The sequence below is a fragment of the Brevibacterium sp. 239c genome, from assembly GCF_900169365.1.
In the GTDB taxonomy this organism is placed as follows: Bacteria; Actinomycetota; Actinomycetes; order Actinomycetales; family Brevibacteriaceae; genus Brevibacterium.
In genome coordinates, this window is sequence record NZ_FXZH01000001.1 from 101774 (window position 1) to 119958 (window position 18185).

Sequence of the window (18185 nt, forward strand, 5' to 3'; positions counted from 1 at the left end):
CCGAACCTGCAGTCAGAGAGCTGGAGGTCGATGGCGAGTATGTGACTCAGATAACTGATCGTGAGTTAAGATTTTCACGAAGCCAAGAAACAGTCAAGATAGACCGTAAGTAGACGGGGCAGTCGATCTGCAGGCGGAGGAGAGTGCAGTGGATCAGTCGAACCGGACGGCACTTTCGCGAGAGATCATCCTCGACGCAACGATCGAATGCCTGCTCGCCGAGGGTTACTCAGCCACGACGACGATGAAGGTTCAATCCAGGGCCGGAGTGACTCGGGGCAGGCTTCTGCACCATTTCCCCTCGAAACGGGAGCTGCTCACGGCCGCGGTGGCCCGCCTCGGCGAACAGCGTCTCGACCGTCATCTGGAGGACCGGACCGATGATCTCAGCCGTTCCCTGATGCGCAAGCGCCCTCCTGCCGCCGAGGTGGGACCGCGATCCGACTGGGCGGTGCTGACGCTGTGGGCCGGTCTCATGCATTCGAGCTTCTTCACCGCACTCGAGCTCTGGGGTGCCTCCCGCACGGACGACCTGCTCGCGGAGAAGGTGCGAAACCATGAGAAGACGGTCCTCGAGCGAGTCAGGGACAACGCTCGGGAGCTGTTCGGGCCGAAGATCTGCGCGTCCGAGCGGTACGAGCACATGTTCAACATTCTCTTCTCCAGCATGCGCGGGATGGCCGTAACCTACACCTTCTCCCACCTCGACCCCGCAACCGAACCGATGATCGGAGAATGGCAGCGAACCGCGCGTACGCTCCTCGCGCACACAACCACCGGATGACCTCAATGCCGACACTCACAAGGACGTGACATGTATCCAGGAAAATGGGCAGCGGAGACCCCCGACAAGCCAGCCGTCGTCATGGCAGACACCGATGCCGTGCTCACCTACGGCCAACTCGAGGACAGATCGCTGCGCCTGGCCAACCACATGCGCGCCGCAGGATTGGTCAAGGGCGACCACATCGCCGTCATGTCAGAGAACCGTTTCGAGATCGTCGAGGCACTCTGGGCGGCGCTGCGCACCGGTGGGATCATCACAGTCGTCAACTCGCACCTGACGGCCGCGGAATCGGCCTATATCGTCGACGACTGCGACGCCAGGGTCTTCCTGCTCTCCACTGCTCTGGATGCGGCCGCCGAGGTGGCGGCTTCGTGTCAGCAGGTGGAGAACCGGATCCGCATCGACGCCGTCCCCACGGGTGAGGGCGGTGACGTATTCGCCGACTGGGACGAATATGAGGCGGTGCTGGCAGCCGCCTCGGCGAGGAAGCCGGTAGTCGAACCGCGAGGGGATGACATGCTCTACTCCTCGGGCACCACCGGGCGGCCGAAAGGGATCCTGCCCGGGCCGACAGATCTGCAGATCGAAGACGAGGATGTGTCGATCGTCAAGCTGTTCACTATGCTCTTCGGTTTCGACTCGGAAACTGTCTACCTCTCACCGGCACCGCTCTACCATGCTGCGCCACTGCGTTTCGTGATGACGACGCATGCCAGGGGCGGAACCGCAGTCATCATGTCGCATTTCGAGGCCGAGCCTGCTTTGGCGATGGTCGAGAAGCATCGCGTGACCCATTCCCAATGGGTGCCGACGATGTTCATCCGAATGCTCAAACTCCCCGAGGCAGTCCGCAGCTCCTATGATGTCAGCAGTCTTGAGGTGGCTATCCATGCAGCCGCTCCCTGTCCGCCGGAGGTCAAACAGGCGATGATCGAGTGGTGGGGGCCCGTCCTCTACGAGTACTATGCGGCAACCGAGAGCATCGGCCTGACCGTGATCACCAGCGAACAGTCCCTGGAGAAGCCCGGCTCGGTCGGTCGTGACGGAATCAAAGGCATCGTCCACATCTGCGGTCCGGATGGACAGGAGCTTCCGGCAGGGGAGGTCGGCGTCATCTACTTCGAAGACGCAAGATCCCTGTTCGAGTACTACAAGGACGATGCGAAGACGCAGACATCCAGACATCCGGACCACCCCGACACCTGGGCGACGACCGGCGACATGGGGTACCTCGACGAGGATCGCTACCTCTACATCGCCGAGCGAACTACTGGCCTGATCATCGCGGGCGGAGTCAACATCTACCCTCAGGAAATCGAGAATGCGTTGGCGCTTCGACCTCAGATCGCCGATGTCGCCGTCGTAGGACAGTCCGATGACGAGTTGGGGCAGGTTCCGGTGGCATTCGTGCAGCTGGCCGACGGTGTCGACGAAGCCGGAGCGGCGGACGAGATCCGGATGTGGCTGAGCGATAAGCTGGCCCGTTTCAAGATTCCCCGCGAGTTCTATTTCGTGGCCGAGCTGCCGCGGACACCGACAGGGAAGTTGGTCAAGCGTCGACTGCCCGACCCCGCTGCGTTCACGGGCTGAGTGCTCGGCACTCACAGATTGAGCGCTCGCCGGATGAAGATGCCTAGGGCGGGAACACTCAGCTGTCCTCGATCCGGTCGAAGACGCTGAGATCACCGACGACTACGAGTTTGGTGGTCGCCCGTGACATTCCGACGTAGAGCATGTCCAAGGCTCGTTCGGAGTCGCGGAAGCCATTGAGACAAAGGACGACGACGGGACGTTCGAGGCCCTTGAAGCCGAGGACGTGACCGTAGAAGACGTCCTCAGCGGCGAAGAATTGATCCCAATAGGCCGAGGGGCCTTCCGCTTCGACGATCGATCTCTGCTCAGGGTGGCGGCTGCCGGTCGTCAGCAGGGCGATGTCACCGGGGTTCCATCCGGAGTCCATGAGCGATTCCACCTGGGAATCCGCCTCGGCGATGGCATCGTCGATCTCGACCCTGCTCCATTCGATCTCCTCTCCGGGTCCGTTGCGGGGGATGGGTGGTTCGAACGCGAGGTGGGCGAACCCGGCGACGATCTGTTCGGAGTTCCGCAGATTCTCATCGAGCTGGATAGGATTCATCGTGATCGGTGACTCGCCGTCGCGACCGAAGATCCGCTGCCGCTCATCGGTGAAGACATAGAGGGTGCCCTCGACCTGGTTGCGCAGGCACGACTGGACAGCCTCCCACCACAGCAGGCTGAAGTCCTGGCCCTCATCGATGACGATGGCGTCGAAGAGGCTCTTGCGCGGGCGGCTGTCAGCTAGGTCCTTGAGCTGAACGGGAAGATTGTGCTCCCAATAGTCGGAGTCGTCATCGCTGCCCGGTGCCGCGCCCCAGGAGATCGGCAGATCGTGGAACAGGCCCACATACGCCGGCCGGTCGGATTCTGGCCACTGCGCGGTGAAGAGCTGGAGAAAACGCCCCAGCCCCCGCGAATAGCACATCAGCGCGACCTTCTTGCCCTCCTGCGTGAGAGCTCTGGCTTTGAGGAGCGCCAGATAAGTCTTGCCCGAGCCGGCACCGCCACTGATCTCTGCGCGGTTCTGGTGGCGCAGGATGCGGGTGAGCTTCGCCTGTTCACGGCTGAGTGCATCGGCTCGATCCGAGATCTCTGAGGCCGTGATGCGTACATTCTCAACAGCCTGATTCGTCCGCCGCAGGTTCTTCAGGACGAACTCGTGTGGGGTGAAGACATCGTCGCGGGCAGGATCGAAGTCGAAGCGCATTTGGGTGGCAATCGCTGCGGCGATCGAATCGAGCTGTGTGGAGTCCACGAGCTGGCGCCTCGGCGCATCCGGCTGCTCCCAATCCCGGGGCAGCTGGGTGTAGGGCAGCACCGCGAGGTGACTGATGGGTCCCGGTGTCTTCGAGACACGCGAATTCAGATAGGTGACGAGGGTGTGCTTGGCGACCATCGCCTGTTCGAGTGGGGAAACCTTGAGTCGATTGCGATGCCCTTGCGCACCCTGTGTGATCCAGGTTCCGTCCTCGACGCTGACGCGACCGCCCTTGACCTCGATGACGGCGATCCCGACACCGGGCCAAAGCACAAGAATGTCGATCTCGACGTCTTTGTCTTCACCGGTCAGACGCTGACCGTGGACCATTGTCGCCTCGTCGGGGAGCTGTTCGCACAAGGAATTCCAGACGGTTTCCTCGGCGGTGGAATCAGCGAAATCAGGCTGCTGTGGGATCAACGTGACCATGGTCCGAGACTATCCCAATAGTCAGCAGATGCTGTTCGGGCGCGCTGGGAGTCCAGCGGGCCCGAACAGCACCCTGAGGCTATCTGCGCTGTGCTCTGTCAGCCTTTGTCAGCGCTTTGTGAGTGCAGACGTCGGTCACTTCGCGTCTTCGACGAGTTCCTGCTCTTCGAAGACGATGTCGGCTCCCTCTTCGGGAAGACCAGAGCCGCGCAGCGACGCGCCCTTCGTCTCCTTCATGAAGATGGTGGCGATGAAGCCGATGGCACACGCCCCCATCACGAAGTAGGCAGGCACGATCGTATTTCCTGTAGCCCCGATGATCGCATCATTGGCTGAGGGTGCGGTGCCTCCGAAGAGCGCGGTCGAGACGTTGTAGGAGATCGCGAAGCCGGCAAAACGCACTGGGCCGGGGAACATCGCAGGGAAGGTCGCCGAGATCGTCGAGATCTGCGGGATGTAGAGAATCCCGAGTACAGCGAGCCCGACGAGGGCCCAGACGAAGCCGTTGGCCATGAGCATGAACATCGGGATGGCGGCGACGAAGAGGCCGACGAGCGAGAAGTACCAGACAGGTTTGCGTCCCACCTTGTCCGAGAGTATCCCACCGAAGGGAATGAGGATCATCATGAACGCTTGGGCCAGGAACATCACTGTCAGGGCGGCATTCGAACCCATGCCGACCGGGCCCTGCAGGTAGGCGGGCATGTAGGACAACAGCGTGTAGTTGACGACGTTGACCGCGACGACCATGCCGCCCAGGATGAGCAGCTGCTTCCAGTAGTCGGTGAACAGGATGCGGAAGACTTCCTTGACCGACTTGCCCTGGTCGTTGTCGTTGAGCTCCTCATAGACGGGAGACTCGTCGAGCTTTGTGCGCATGTAGAGGCCGACCACGCCGAGGACGCCAGCGAAGACGAAGGGAATTCTCCAACCCCAGTCCATCATCTTCTCGTCGCCCAGACCGAGCTGGAGCAGAAGGACGAAGAGCGAACCGGCGGCCATGCCGGCCAGTGTGCCGAACTCGAGGAAGCTGCCATAGAAGCCACGGCGCTTATCGGGGGCGTACTCGGCCATGAATGTGGCTGCGCCGCCGTACTCGCCGCCTGAGGAGAATCCCTGGATGACGCGCAGCAGTACGAGGATGATCGGCGCGAAGACGCCGATGGTGGCGTAGCTGGGCAGCAGTGCGATGCAGAAGGTCGAACCGGCCATAAGCAGAATTGTCAGAGCCAGTACCTTCTTGCGACCGAGACGGTCGCCCATCGGACCCCAGACGATGCCGCCGAGCGGTCGGAAGATGAAGGACACGGCGAAGGTGAGCAACGCGAGAAGCTGACCGTGGCTGCCCGGGAAGAAGTGCTGGGTGATGTAGGTGATCGAGACCGCGTACAGTCCGTAGTCGAACCACTCCGTGGCGTTTCCCAGCGCCGAGGCGGTCACTGCCTTGCGGACGGTTTTCAGGTCTGGCTCGGGTGGGGCATCGGGGATGTTGGCATCGGGATGCGTGTTGGAGTTACTCACGTGTTCCTCCGATCGTGTGGGGCCATCATCGTGATGGACCTCATGAGAGAAGCGACTATGTACGCTACGAGTATCTTCTGAGCGAATCAACGCGAAAATGTTGTCAAGCCAACGGCGTGTCTATGTCGGTTCCCTAATTTCATGAGTCTCTGACCTGGAGTGACGTGAAATTCAGGCAAAATCTGAACGCACGAATAGTTTCACAGGAAACTCTGCAGATATCGTTACCTGTTCCCTATTGACACAATTTCGGTTTGATGGCGCGCTTCGTCTGAGGTGCGAAGAGGCGTAAAGTCCGCTCACCGCCTTTTCTGCACTTCGGTGGCTCCCGCGGTGGTAGTCTGCCGGAGCTCATGGGAGTGCTGCGCAGGAATGACGTCATCCACCAAGACGACGAGCCGGGGGAGGGCGGGCATCTTCACGCTCACCGGTCTGGAAGCCAAAGACAATGCGGGACCAGCTGTGATGGTCTCCTTCGTCATTGCAGGACTCGTCGCTCTCCTCGCTGCCCTCTGCTATGCGGAACTGGCAGCGGCAGTTCCCACCGCAAGGCAGTTCCTATACCTACGCCTACTCCACGATCGGTGAGATCTTCGCCTGGATCATCGCATGGGATCTCATCCTCGAATTCGCACTCGGTGCCTCGGTCGTCGCCCGGGGCTGGTCCGGATACATCGCCGGTGTGGTTCGCCGAGGAAGGGTCGATCGCCAATCTCGACGACATCTTCATCTCACTCGTCCTCGGCTGGGTGGCCTTGCGCGGCATTCGCGAGTCGAAATGGGTGACCAACGGCCTCGTCGACATCGTCGCGATGGCATGCATCGGCTTCGCTCTCTTCCGTGACGGACTGCTGCCGCCGATCTTCTCCCGCATCCACCCCGGCTGGGGCACACCGGTGCTGATGACTGCCCTGACCGTCGGATCCGTGGTGCTGTTGTCCGGGCTGGTGACGATCGAGATACTTGCCGAGATGGTCAGCATCGGAACACTCTTCGCCTTCGACGTCGTCTACTTCGCCTACGGGTACCGGAAGTCGCGATTGGCTCGCAAAGAACGTGAGGAGGCGCTGAAATGAGCGTTCTCGTCGGATTCGGCATCGATACGAAGAGCCGCGCCGCTGTGCGCTTCGGCGCTGACCTCGCCCGGACCACGGGGGAGCCCCTGATCCTCTGCCTCGTCGTCCAGGACCGGTTCTCGTCCAGCCAGATGTCAGATTCCTCTGGGGTCTCCGACGACTGGAAGAAGGAGATCAGAAACATGTCCTCCCAGGCGATCGCCGATGCCAAGGAGGCCCTGCCTGAGGATGTGGACGCCGAGGTGGTCACCCGATCCGGTCGATCCGTGACCCGAGTGCTCCACACCGAAGCCACCGACCACAATGCACAGGCCCTCATCACCGGGTCCTCGGTGCGCGGGCAACTGGGGCGCATCGTCCTCGGTAGCACGACCGACCGTTTGGTCCATTCCTCGCCGTTGCCGATCGCACTGGTGCCTCGCGGCTACAACTCGTACCGGACCGAGGCTCGACGGTTGGTCTTCGCTGTCGACCCCTCGCGCAGGACCCAAAGGTATTACGACTCCGTGTCGCGCCTGGCTCATTGGCTGGGCATCGGAGTCGAGGTTGTCACCTTCGCAGTCAGGCCGTCTCGACCCACCGGCCTGGGAGCATTCACCGATCACGGTATGTACTCATACTGGTGGGATCAGGTGGCTTCCGGACACGCACATCATGCGCCTCTCGCCGGTGCCGATGATTCTGCTGCCCAACCCCCGGCGCCAGCCAGCCTCTCCCAACGGCTGTTGGAGCTGACGCATCCGAGGTGCAAGCGACTCTCGATGCAGAGACCAGTGACCGCCCCAGGTTGACACTGTCCGCAATATCGAGTGAGCCCCTCACATTCAGGTGGTTTTGCCGGCAGGGACTGCCTGTTCACTCGCCTGATGTCCTAGAGTTGAGCGCTGCGAATCCTGACAGAATGCTCAACACAACGCACTGTCCTGTTGCCGGAACTTCGGCCAGCGGGGCTCGGAAGGCAGTACGACACGTGGACAACACCAGGAACCATTCGGAATCATCCGAGAAGGACGCAGACCCTCTTCCTACAGAAGAGACAGACACCGTCGCTGCCGATCATGATTCCCCAAATGGGCCCACCGAAGCTGCCCAACGCAGCCGTATCGACATCCCTGTCGCGGGAACCAGCGTCGGAATCCTGGCGATCTTCGTTGCCCTCGCCCTGATTCTTCCCGACAAGATGTCCGCCTGGGTGGACACCGCATTCGCCGCCTGCGCGAACATCTTCGGCATGTACTGGCAGATCCTCCTGCTGGCCACGGCACTCATCGCCATCATCCTCATCTTCACCCCTTGGGCCAAGGCACGGTTGGGCAATCAGGCCCGCCCCGACTTCAACCGCTTCAGCTGGATCGCCATGATCATGACGACACTGCTGGCTGCCGGGGGAGTCTTCTGGGCGGCCGCGGAACCGATGTACCACTACGCGACGACACCGCCGTACTTCACCGACAGCGGAGACAGCGGCTTTGATGCAGTGGCCGCCGCGCTCGCCACGAGCTTCATCGACTGGGGCTTCCTGGCCTGGGCGATCCTCGGTTCCCTGGGAACGATCGTGATGATGCGCGCCGCAGAGAAGGGGATGCCCCTGCGTCCCCGCAGCCTGCTCTACCCTGTCCTGGGCAAGAAGGCCGGGACCGGCCCGATCGCAGCCATCGTCGACATTGTCTGTGTCATCTCTGTCGCTGCCGGAACGATCGGACCTGTCGGATTCCTCGGCATGCAGGTCTCCTACGGTCTGAACTCCCTGTTCGGCATCCCCGACATCTACCCCGTGCAGCTCGTTGTGATCGCAGTGCTCACCGCAGTTGCCGGCGTCAGCGTCTTCTCCGGTGTCAGCCGGGGCATCCGCTTCCTCAGCAGCGCCAACGTGTGGATGGCACTGGCACTCATGGCCGCCGTGCTTGTACTCGGCTCGGCCTGGTTCGTGATCAAGAGCTACTTCAGCGGCTTCGCCCTGTACATGACCGACTTCTTCAGCATGACGCTCTACCGAGGAGACACCGAATGGCTCTCAGGCTGGACCGTGTTCTTCTTCGGCTGGTTCCTCGGCTATGCGCCACTGATGGCGATCTTCGTCGCCCGCATCTCAAAGGGCCGGACCGTTCGTGATCTGCTCATCAGCACCACGGTTCTTCCTCCCATCGCCACAACGTTCTGGTTCACAGTCCTGGGCGGCACGGGCATCTTCCTGGAGCAGAAGTCTGCCGGTTCTATCTCCGAACCGCTGATGGACGGAGGTCTGCCCGCCGCAGTCATGGCCATCAGCGATAATCTGCCGCTGTCGTTGATCATCAGCCTCGGATTCCTCCTCTTGACGATGACCTTCGTGGCAACCACCACGGACTCCATGTCGTTCGCGATGTCGCAATCATGCATGTCGAGCGGAGAACCGTCGCCGAAGCTGCGGGCCACGTGGGCACTCCTCATCGGCGTCACCGCGGCCGTGCTCATCAGCCTGGGAGACGGCGGGGTCGACGCGTTGCAATCGGCGATCGTCATCACCGCCGTGCCGGTGGGCTTTGTCATGCTGCCCTCACTGTTCGCGGCGCCGATCTATGTCAGACAGATGGCCAAGGAACAGAACCTGGCCTGAAATAAGAGAGTCTGCACCCCATCCTCGTCGACTGTTTCTTCCCGTGTGGCACTGGTCTATCGAATATCGTCAATGTTGTTACTGGTCTTGGTCTGCGGCATCCGACATGATGAGGATATGACTGAAGAGAACAGCAAGGCCCACGCAGACGCAACAATGATGAAAGCCATGCGCCAGACCGAGTTCGGTGGCCCCGAGGTTCTCCACGAGGAGGAGCTGCCGAAGCCGAAGCCGGGACCGAGCCAGATCCTCATCAAGGTGAAGGCATCAGGAGTGAACCCCACGGATTGGAAGCACCGCAGTGGCCCCCGGTTCCTTCCCGATCTGCCGCTCGTCCTCGGCTGGGACGTGTGCGGGGTGGTCGAACAGGTGGGCGTCGGTGTGACCCTGTTCAAGCCGGGCGATGAAGTCTTCGGGATGCTGCCCTATCCTTTCGGCGTCGGCGCGCACGCCGAGTACGTCGTTGGTCCGACTCGAGCCTTTGTGCCGAAGCCCAACAACGTCGACCACGTGCAGGCGGGAGCGCTTCCGCTCGTATCGCTGACCGCGTGGCAGTCCCTGGTCGACACCGCGAAGATAACCCCGGGTGACCGGGTTCTCGTCCATGCCGCTGCCGGCGGGGTGGGGCACGTGGCGGTGCAGATCGCCAAGGCCCGAGGCGCCTATGTCATCGGAACGGCGAGCGCACCGAAGCATGATTTCGTCCGCGGGCTGGGTGCTGACGAGATGATCGACTATCGCGAGGAAGACTTCGTCGAGAAGGCTCGCGATATCGACATTGCCTTTGACACCATCGGCGATGACTACCAACTGCGCTCTCTCCGAACTCTCAAGCCAGACGGAATCATGGTCTCGACGGTCCCGGTCCCGGCCAAGGGGCTCTTCGACGAGGCCAGGGCCCTAGGCGTTCGCGGTGAAACCATCCTCGTCGAGGCCGATCAGGCGGGCATGCTAGAGATCGCTGCCCTCGTCGAGAGTGGGCAGCTGCGGGCAACGATCGCAGACACGTTCCCGCTGGCAGATGCCGCGAAGGCTCATGCGGCAGGGGAGACCAACGCGACGACAGGCAAACTGGTGCTGACCATGGAATGAAGCCGACCATGGAGTGAGCGAAGATCTGGGCCGACTGGCGCGATGCTCACCCTCGACCTGGGCCGTGCACCCGATGCTCGTTGATCCAGATCCACCCCTCGGGCAGGGGCGCCCACGCGGCCACATCGCGTCTGGCCTTCGAACTGTCAGCGAGGACCACGACGCGCTTGGCGCGTTCGGCGATGAGCTCCTTCGTCCGTGCCTCGTCGAGGGTCGGCTCGCCGAGTCCCTGGGCAGGATCCACCGCGTCGGCGCCGAGGAAAGCGACATCGACGTGGAGCCGACCAAGCGCATGGTCGCTCAGTGCACCTGTCGTCCCATGGGACATCGTCGAGACCTCACCGCCGACCATGATCACCTTCGGTCCCAGGGGATGGGCCAGAGCCAGCGCGATCTCGAGTCCGCGGGTGATGATGGTGAGATCACAACGATCGCGAATGCGTTCGGCCAAACGCACCGTCGTCGACCCGGCATCGAGGAAAACCGTGCGCACAGTCCCCTCGCCGAGGTAGTCCTTCGCAGCGGCGGCAATGACATCCTTGGCCTCGGCGTTGGCTTCCATCCGCTGTCCCAGCGGAGGTTCGACGTATCCGGCGGCGGTGGCACCGCCGATGGTGCGGATGACCTCACCGGTCTCGGCCATCTCCCGCAGATCCCGACGGATCGTCGACTCTGAGGTCTCCAGCTCTTCGGCCAGCCGGGAGATGGTCCACGAACCTGTCTTGAGCAGAGACAGGATGTCTTCGCGACGCTTCTGTGTGCCCGTGCGAATTGCCATGATGAGAATCCTACTTCGGCAGGTGCTGGTTACTTCGGCAGGTATTCTGCCCGAATGCCGTCGACGAACGGTGCGTAGCCGATGGCTGCGGTGTAGGCCGAGCGCATGGTTCCAGCATCCGCGATGCCCTGTCCGGCGATGTCGAAGGCGGTTCCGTGATCGACGGAGGTGCGAAGGATCGGCAGCCCGACGGTGACAGAGATGGTGCCGTCGAAGTCATAGGTCTTCGAAGCGATATGTCCCTGGTCGTGGTACTGGGAGAGGATTCCGTCGAATCGACCGGACAGCCCCTGGTGGAAGACCGAGTCCGCTGGGATCGGACCGGCCACCTCGAGCCCGGATTCGACGACGCGCTCAACGGCGGGGCGCAGGATCTCGATCTCTTCGTCTCCGAAGGCACCGTTTTCGCCACCATGTGGGTTGAGCGCGGCGACGGCCAACCGCGGCGAGGACACACCGTAGAGCTGCAGGGCACGGTGGGCGCGTTCGATCGAATCGACCTGAGTGTCGACGCTGAGCGCGTCGATGGCCTTGCGCAGCGACATGTGGCGGGTGGCGAAGAAGATCTGGAGCTTGTGGTTCGGGGCCTTCGTGTTCTCGACGACGAACATTGTGTCCTGTTTGGTCACACCGGTGAGCTCGCCGAGCATTTCAGTGTGGCCCAGGTGCTTGGAGCCGGACTTCCACACGGCTTCCTTGTTGATGGGGCCGGTGACGATGCCGGCGATCTCGCGATCCATCGCGGCCTTCGTGGCGATCTCGATCGCGGTCACGGCGGCCTGACCTGCGCGGGCATCGACGACGCCCCACTCGGGCAGGTCCTCACCGAGCACACCGATGTCGAAGACGTCGATGATGCCCTCACCGGTCGAGGGTGTCGACCAGTCGGAGATCGAGCGCAGTTCTACGTCGAGTCCCAGGACGTCCACGGCGCGTTTCATCACGGCCAGGTCAGCCACGGCGACACCGTGCTGATCCTCGCGGCCGGAGAACTCGGCGAGCACCGTCGCGGTGATCTCGGGGCCGATGCCCACCGGGTCGCCCACGGTCATAGCGAGTACGGGTGCGGGTGCGGTCATTTCAGTCTCCTCAACGTTGTTCTCTTGGATGTGATGCGCGCGTCGACAAGGCCGAGTTGCGCGAAATTATGGGGGATCATGCGCGGCCCGACTCTGAGGACTGCATGAGATGGCCCAGGCACAGGAGTCCCGTGCCCGCGTCACCGATGAGGCCGCCCTTCGTGACGATCGGCAACCCGGTGGCGACTCCGCCGACGATGCGGCCGGCCACGGCCAATGGCACGATCTCGGCCTGGATCTCCATGCCGAGCGCGCCCAGTTCGCCGAGCACGGCTGCTGTGACATCTCCACCTGTGGTGTAGAGGCCGGTGAGCGCGGTCGAGGCCATCAGCTCGGCGGCGATCTGAGCAAGTCTGCGGGGAATGAGCTCGGACTGTTCGTCGGTGAGCTCGAGCAGGTCGGTGGCATCGACGACGGTGGCGACGATGACCGCCCTCACCGAGGCTGTCTCGTTCGCCGAGGTGGACCAGGCGCTCGAGGCGGCCGTGCGGACATGCTCGACCGTGGCCCGCACATCCGGGAGGTAATCCTCGTCGAGAGCGGCCCGGAGCACTGTGATCGTGGGATCCTCGTCCAACTTTGCCAGCTGAGTGCGGGTGATCTCGGTCGCCGAGCCGGAGACGCCGAGGATGATCCCGGGTTCTCGTTTCGGCAGGAGCGCTTGGGCGAGGGCGAGGCTGCCGGGCCCAGGATCGATGGACACCCATTCCAGGTTCTCTTCCTGGTTGAGGTCGGCGAGAGTGCGGGCGATGAGGTCGATGTGCTCGTTCGTCAACGCATCAGCAACGATCACCTCGGCGCCTGTGGCCAGAGCGGTGAGCACCTCGGCGCGGATCGCCTCGGCGCCGTCGAGAACCGTGGAGAGTTCGACGGTGTGGCACTTGAGCTCAGTGTTCGCCCGCAGGATATCGGCGACGACCGATGTGAGCATGGGGGAGCGGACGTCGTTGCGCAGTTCGGTGTCCTCAAGCAGCTTCCCGTTCAGCAGCTGCTGACCGCCCACGGTCACCCGACCGGAGGCAGGGAACGCGGGAATGCACAGACCCAGCACTCGGCCCGACCCCGATGTGGAGGCCAGATCCTGTCGGGCACGCAGAGCCGCCTCGGCGGTGGGTCCGACATTGCCGCGCAGGGTTGTGTCGATGCGGCATACCACGAGGTCGACAGAGCCAGCCTCGCGGATGAGAGCATCAGTCAGTGCTGCGGCCTCGGCTGGCTTCAGGTGTCGGGAATTCGCATTGACGACGACAGCGTCATAGTCGTCGAGCGCGGCGCTGACGCTGACCTCGCCGCCGCTGGTGCCGGTGATCGTCATCGTCGACAGGCCCGCTTCAGCGAAGAGAGCACCGCAGGCGTTGCCGCCGGTGAGGTCGTCGGCGACGATGAGGATCCGTGGACTGTCCTGGCTCATACGATCAAGTCGAGCACGAACAGCAGTGGGATGGAACCCACCCACACGGCGGTGGTGATGCCCGACCAGCCCTTGATGGCATTGATGCCGTCGAGGCCGGTGAAGCGGGTGACGACCCAGAAGTACGAGTCGTTGAAGTAGGAGAAGACCATCGAGCCGGCGGTGCAGGCCATGACCGCGACCAATGGACTCAGGCCCAGGGGTGCGATGAGCGGGGCGGTGACCGAGGCTGCGGTGATCATGGCGACCGTGCCCGATCCCTGTGCGATCCGGACCAGGGAAGCGATGAGGAAGGGCACGAGAAATGCCGGCAGACTGATCGAGGCGATGGCCTCGGCCAGAGCGTCGCCGACACCGGATTCGGTGAGCACCTTGCCGAAGGCTCCACCGGCGCCGGTGATGAGCAGGATGAGACCCGCCGAGGCTGCGGCGTCGGCCAACCAGTTCTGCACCTTATTGCGCGGCGTCACGCGAGGCAGCAGGGTGTAGACGGCGAGGACGAGTCCGATCATGAGCGCGATGACCGGGTTGCCGAGGAATGCCAGCGGGGCCACCCAGGATGAGGGCTCGTAGGCGTCGCCGGAGAGTTCGCCCTGAGCGTTCTTGTCAATCGCCGTCGATACGGTGTTGGCGACGATGAGAAGCAGGGGAACGATGAGCGGGAGGAATCCGAGGAAGGCTCCCGGCTTCTTCGTTGAGCCGGTTTCAGTATTGACGGTGTCCGCTGTGTTCACGGTGTCCGCGTTGTCACCGGAGCCTGCTGTGGTGACAGTATCTGCGTCTTCCCCGGTGATGGTGGTGACGCCACCGTGACCAGCGACTTCGCCGCCGTCAATAGCGTGTGATTCCGCCGAGGTGGCGGTGACCGAGCCGTACACCTCACGCTTGACTGCGGAGTTGAGCACGGGTTCGAGCTTCGGGCCGATCCAGCGAGCGTAGATGACGACGACCGGGAGAAGGATGACGGTGAAGATGACGCCGGTGAGGATGACTGATCCGATGTCGGCGCCGAGGATGCCCGTTGCCGCGAGCGGTCCCGGGGTCGGCGGGACCATGTGGTGAGTCAGCGTCATGCCGCAGCCCAGCGCGAGTGCGAGGGTGACGTAGCCGCCGCGCTTGACGCGGGCGATGGAGCGGGCCAGAGGGTTCATGATGACGTAGCCGGAGTCGCAGAAGACCGGGATGGACACGAGCGAGCCGACGGTGCCCATGGCCCAGGGTTCACGGCCCTTGCCGAAGGCGCTCAGGAAGGCACGGGCCAGTGAGTCTGCGGCTCCGGAGACCTCGAGGATCTTGCCGATTCCAACTCCCAAGCCGATGACGATGCCGATGCTGGCCAGAGTGTTGCCGAAGCCGGTGGTGATGGCGTCCACGAGTGAGAGCAGATCCTGACCGGCGACGATGCCGGTGACGACCGCTGCAGTGAGAAGTGCGATGAAGGCGTCGAGACGGGTCGCCAAGACGATGACGACGATCGTCGCGATCCCGGCGATGAGCGCCAGAATGAGTTGCAGATCCATGAGATCCTCCGCGGTGAGGCCGACTCGCTCAGCGAGCCGGGGTTGATCCGAGTCGACTCTCGGGGTGGCCCGGGGCCCGGGACATTCAGGTTGCCTGGGCCTCGGTGGAGAGCCGCGCACAGGCGATGAACATGAGAGTCGAATGTAAAGTTGAACAGCATGAGCAAGTATTGCTCATACATGAACATATATGCAATGTCTGCCTGTTCGAGGAAGTTGGTCGGTGCCTGCGGGGCGAAATATCGCTGATATCCGACCCGCAGGCACCGACTACCGAGACCCACGCCGTGGTTTTGGAAGGTAGGCCGCGAGGAGCTTGCCGAAAGTGTCCATGTCGGTGCGTTTTGAGACCCGCAGAACCGTCCAGCCTTCGGCCTCCAACAGCTGTCGACGCTCGATGTCGGCGGCGAATTGTCCCGGCGACGTGCGATGGTGATCGCCCTCGTACTCAATGGCCAGTTTCAGGTCTGGGTACCCGAGGTCGGGGTGGAGCACCACATTCTTCAACCCACAAGTGATAACTGGATGAACCTGAGGCTCGGGGAAGCCCTGATGGACGATCCACACTCTCAACCACGTCTCCATCGGCGAGTCGACGGAATAGCGAACCAGGCTGATGGCCTGCTGCAGCTTCTTGCGACTTCGTACCCGTTTTCGTGCACCCAGCTCAGATCGCATCAGTTCAACTGATGTCGTTGGTCCAGTGAACCGTTTGGATATGGCGGCATCTCCCATTTGAACGAGCTCCGAGAGGTAGAGCATCGGGGCCACCTCAACCATCAGTTGAGGGACCGAGATGAGAGGAATGGCGAAGTAGTCGACGGCATCGATCCGTCGATGCCGGTGGAGGGTTACGCCTGGGCGGTTGATCTTGCTGCTCGATTCCCTGCCAGCGACATGAAGATCGGAGTCAGTGATTCGTCTTGGCACAGGTAGTCCGAAGAGGCGAGCCGCGGTCCACAGTGAGCCGACGACATCTGGCCGAAGCAGTTGGAGCCCGGACAGCCTGGTCGCCTCGCGAGTCCAATTGGTTCCGGCCCAAATTGGGGTCGGCACTTCGCCGACGTCAGTGCTGTCGATCCACACATTGCGATAGATCTGCACGTACTGAGGATTCGTCTTCAGCGCATAAGACGTGACACCTCTGGACGCGCCATCGTCTCTGGTGAACGGAGTCGGTACCGGTTGGAACTTCATCGGTCTTGAATGCCAGTAAGTCATAGTGGCCAACACTGAGCGGCTATCGCTACGGCGTCTAGTGTGCGAAACCGACCAGTGGATAGTGCAGAACCTTCCACAGGCAATCTACGTCGAAGTGCCAACGAGCGGTGTCGAAGCGAATCTGATCGAGTGACGTATCTTGTCTCAACGGTCGGGGTGTTTGTGCAGGCCACAGCTGTGCGGACGTCCTGGAGCTGCTTGCCGCCAATATTCGACTCATCTTGATGGCGAAGCTGCGGCCGGGAATGGTGCCGTTGTGCACAGGCAGAAGATCGCAAGTGGGTGCTCGAGGCAGGGGGCGGCAGTCCGATCCGTGGTCGCTGTAGAAGCGATAGTCGGTGCCTCAGGGGCGAAATCGACTCGAATTTCGCCCCTGAGGCACCGACTATGAGCGGTCCTCCCGGGAAGCGCTTGTGTGGGGTTGTATCGGGGATGCATTTTCAATGCTCGCTGGAATGCCAGTGCTGGTGGCATTCGTGGACTCGAAGCGCTCGGGCTGGAGGCTCTTTGAGGGGTGGCCAAGCGGAGCGTTGTGACAGACCGGACCGCGATGCCCGACGGGACCGCGATGCCCGACTTGACCGCGATGCCCGACGGGACCGCGATGCCCGACCGGAACGCGGTGACAGACCGGACCGCGATGCCCGACGGGACCGCGGTGGTCGACAGGAGGGGCGTGAGGGAGCGGAGGCTGCGAATCGCCTACTGCAGACTTCCCACGGCGGTGACGGAGGACTCACCGCTGCGATTACTGCAGGCTCCCCGCGAGGTTGACTGCGGACTGTGGGTCGCGTGCGAGGCGATCGCCTTGAGGCTACCGCGTGAGAGTCTGATCGACGGAGCTGCCGCCGATACCCAGTGTGACCTGCGTACCCCATGGATCGGAGACCTGCACCGAGCGGCCGTCGTCGGCGAACTGCAAGTTGCGGGCCTTCAGGCGAGCGACGAGTGCGTCGAGATCCTCGCGGCCCGGAACGGTGATGGCGACGTCGCCGAGGCCGAGGCTGGCAGCACGGGGGCCGGCACCGCGACTGTTCCAGGTGTTCATTGCGACGTGGTGGTGGTACCCACCGGCGGCGGCGAAGAGGACGCCCGGCATCGAAGCCAGGGTCGGTTCGAAGCCGAGGGCGTCGACGTAGAACCTGCGGGCGGTCGGCACGTCGCCGACCTGCAGGTGGACGTGACCGATGATGCCCGGAAGCGTATTGGCCTTCGCCAGAGTCTGCTCGTCGAGGTGCTCGGCCAGGAAGGCGTTCGGGTCGAGGTAGATCGAGTCCATGGCGACTTCGCCATCGGCTGAGTGCTTCCATTCGGAGCGGGCGCGGTCGACATAGAGTTCGATGCCGTTGCCCTCTGGGTCGGTGAAGTAGAAGGCCTCGCTGACAAGGTGGTCGCTCGACCCGACGAACTGGCTGTTCGTGTTCTGCGCGGCGTGAGCAACAGTCGCAGCCAGGGAAGCCTGGTCCTCGAACAGGAATGCGGTGTGGAAGAGGCCGGCCTGGCTGGAGTCGACGCCGGGCAGATTAGGCGTGGCTACGAGCTTGACCAGGGGAGTAGTGCCACGGCCGAGAACACGGTGGATCTCATCGCCGCGCGAGACCTCTTCGAGGGGTTCCATTGCGAGGGCGCTGGAGTAGTAGGTCGACATCTTCTCCAGATCGCCGACGCGCAGGGTGACGGCGTCCATTCCGGTGTCGGCGCTGAGCAGGGTGTCATTGACGACGGGAGACTCGGTGGCGGATGCGGTGGTGTTCTCGGTGACGGTCATGACGTCCTCCAGGCTGAGCGAATGGTTGCGATCCAAGTAGTTGAATCTTCAATTATTATTGTACAGGGGTG

General features: G+C 62.6%; 15 protein-coding genes. 7 read left to right on the forward strand and 8 right to left on the reverse strand.

The genetic code is table 11. The features are described from left to right. Positions 1 to 148 precede the first annotated feature (148 nt). Both BSP239C_RS00470 and BSP239C_RS00475 read left to right on the forward strand, forming a co-directional pair. Positions 149 to 784 (forward strand): TetR/AcrR family transcriptional regulator, encoded by a 636-nt coding sequence (locus BSP239C_RS00470; RefSeq protein ID WP_180958861.1) that lies wholly within the window; start codon positions 149 to 151, stop codon positions 782 to 784. A 30-nt stretch (positions 785 to 814) separates the two neighbouring features. Then, entirely contained in the window at positions 815 to 2377 is a 1563-nt protein-coding gene (locus tag BSP239C_RS00475; protein WP_101569659.1) for an AMP-binding protein, read from the forward strand. Positions 2378 to 2435: 58 nt separating this feature from the next. On the opposite strand, the gene BSP239C_RS00480 is transcribed toward BSP239C_RS00475, so the two are convergent. Both BSP239C_RS00480 and BSP239C_RS00485 read right to left on the reverse strand, forming a co-directional pair. Next, a complete protein-coding gene (locus BSP239C_RS00480) occupies positions 2436 to 4052 on the reverse strand; it encodes a nuclease-related domain-containing DEAD/DEAH box helicase (RefSeq protein WP_101569660.1) in 1617 nt (538 codons plus the stop codon). Positions 4053 to 4187: 135 nt separating this feature from the next. Beyond that, on the reverse strand, positions 4188 to 5573 hold the full coding sequence (locus BSP239C_RS00485) for an MFS transporter (protein ID WP_180958862.1): 1386 nt from the start codon (positions 5571 to 5573) through the stop codon (positions 4188 to 4190). Positions 5574 to 5945: 372 nt separating this feature from the next. Between BSP239C_RS00485 and BSP239C_RS20625 the strand changes: the two genes are divergently transcribed. From BSP239C_RS20625 to BSP239C_RS00505, 5 genes are all read left to right on the forward strand, one after another. After that, positions 5946 to 6161 carry a hypothetical protein gene (locus BSP239C_RS20625; protein WP_180958863.1) on the forward strand — a complete coding sequence of 72 codons (216 nt, stop codon included), beginning with the start codon at positions 5946 to 5948 and terminating at the stop codon, positions 6159 to 6161. A 92-nt stretch (positions 6162 to 6253) separates the two neighbouring features. Further along, positions 6254 to 6649 (forward strand): hypothetical protein, encoded by a 396-nt coding sequence (locus tag BSP239C_RS20630; protein ID WP_180958864.1) that lies wholly within the window; start codon positions 6254 to 6256, stop codon positions 6647 to 6649. After that, the gene (locus BSP239C_RS00495) at positions 6646 to 7440 is read left to right on the forward strand and encodes a universal stress protein (protein ID WP_101569661.1); all 795 of its coding nucleotides are present in this window, start codon (positions 6646 to 6648) and stop codon (positions 7438 to 7440) included. Before BSP239C_RS20630 ends, BSP239C_RS00495 begins: the two co-directional genes overlap by 4 nt. 179 nt (positions 7441 to 7619) lie before the next feature. Then, on the forward strand, positions 7620 to 9245 hold the full coding sequence (locus BSP239C_RS00500; protein ID WP_257929976.1) for a BCCT family transporter: 1626 nt from the start codon (positions 7620 to 7622) through the stop codon (positions 9243 to 9245). A 117-nt stretch (positions 9246 to 9362) separates the two neighbouring features. After that, a complete protein-coding gene (locus BSP239C_RS00505) occupies positions 9363 to 10337 on the forward strand; it encodes an NADP-dependent oxidoreductase (RefSeq protein ID WP_219618817.1) in 975 nt (324 codons plus the stop codon). Positions 10338 to 10383: 46 nt separating this feature from the next. Here BSP239C_RS00505 and BSP239C_RS00510 read toward each other — a convergent pair whose 3' ends face one another. From BSP239C_RS00510 to BSP239C_RS00535, 6 genes are all read right to left on the reverse strand, one after another. Next, positions 10384 to 11115 (reverse strand): DeoR/GlpR family DNA-binding transcription regulator, encoded by a 732-nt coding sequence (locus BSP239C_RS00510; protein WP_101569663.1) that lies wholly within the window; start codon positions 11113 to 11115, stop codon positions 10384 to 10386. A gap of 29 nt (positions 11116 to 11144) precedes the next feature. Then, positions 11145 to 12194: a 4-hydroxythreonine-4-phosphate dehydrogenase PdxA gene (gene pdxA / locus BSP239C_RS00515; RefSeq protein ID WP_219618818.1), complete on the reverse strand. Its 1050-nt coding sequence runs from the start codon at positions 12192 to 12194 to the stop codon at positions 11145 to 11147. 76 nt (positions 12195 to 12270) lie between these two features. After that, positions 12271 to 13605, reverse strand: a complete 1335-nt coding sequence (locus tag BSP239C_RS00520; protein WP_101569664.1) for a four-carbon acid sugar kinase family protein — start codon at positions 13603 to 13605, stop codon at positions 12271 to 12273. Next, complete coding sequence (locus BSP239C_RS00525) at positions 13602 to 15125, reverse strand: GntP family permease (RefSeq protein WP_180958865.1); 1524 nt, start codon at positions 15123 to 15125, stop codon at positions 13602 to 13604. The genes BSP239C_RS00520 and BSP239C_RS00525 overlap by 4 nt, the downstream gene beginning before the upstream one ends. Positions 15126 to 15395: 270 nt before the next feature. Next, positions 15396 to 16322, reverse strand: coding sequence for an endonuclease domain-containing protein (locus BSP239C_RS00530; RefSeq protein ID WP_101569665.1), 927 nt, complete (start codon positions 16320 to 16322; stop codon positions 15396 to 15398). 838 nt (positions 16323 to 17160) lie between these two features. After that, positions 17161 to 18114: a VOC family protein gene (locus tag BSP239C_RS00535; RefSeq protein ID WP_101569896.1), complete on the reverse strand. Its 954-nt coding sequence runs from the start codon at positions 18112 to 18114 to the stop codon at positions 17161 to 17163. Positions 18115 to 18185 lie beyond the last annotated feature (71 nt).

Excerpts from the sequence above, each read along its gene's own strand:
- BSP239C_RS00475 (WP_101569659.1), top strand. The coding sequence starts at position 815 with ATGTATCCAGGAAAATGGGCAGCGGAGACCCCCGACAAGCCAGCCGTC.
- BSP239C_RS00480 (WP_101569660.1), bottom strand. The coding sequence starts at position 4,052 with ATGGTCACGTTGATCCCACAGCAGCCTGATTTCGCTGATTCCACCGCC.
- BSP239C_RS20625 (WP_180958863.1), top strand. The coding sequence starts at position 5,946 with ATGACGTCATCCACCAAGACGACGAGCCGGGGGAGGGCGGGCATCTTC.
- BSP239C_RS00495 (WP_101569661.1), top strand. The coding sequence starts at position 6,646 with ATGAGCGTTCTCGTCGGATTCGGCATCGATACGAAGAGCCGCGCCGCT.
- BSP239C_RS00505 (WP_219618817.1), top strand. The coding sequence starts at position 9,363 with ATGACTGAAGAGAACAGCAAGGCCCACGCAGACGCAACAATGATGAAA.
- BSP239C_RS00510 (WP_101569663.1), bottom strand. The coding sequence starts at position 11,115 with ATGGCAATTCGCACGGGCACACAGAAGCGTCGCGAAGACATCCTGTCT.
- pdxA (WP_219618818.1), bottom strand. The coding sequence starts at position 12,194 with ATGACCGCACCCGCACCCGTACTCGCTATGACCGTGGGCGACCCGGTG.
- BSP239C_RS00520 (WP_101569664.1), bottom strand. The coding sequence starts at position 13,605 with ATGAGCCAGGACAGTCCACGGATCCTCATCGTCGCCGACGACCTCACC.
- BSP239C_RS00525 (WP_180958865.1), bottom strand. The coding sequence starts at position 15,125 with ATGGATCTGCAACTCATTCTGGCGCTCATCGCCGGGATCGCGACGATC.
- BSP239C_RS00530 (WP_101569665.1), bottom strand. The coding sequence starts at position 16,322 with ATGAAGTTCCAACCGGTACCGACTCCGTTCACCAGAGACGATGGCGCG.
- BSP239C_RS00535 (WP_101569896.1), bottom strand. The coding sequence starts at position 18,114 with ATGACCGTCACCGAGAACACCACCGCATCCGCCACCGAGTCTCCCGTC.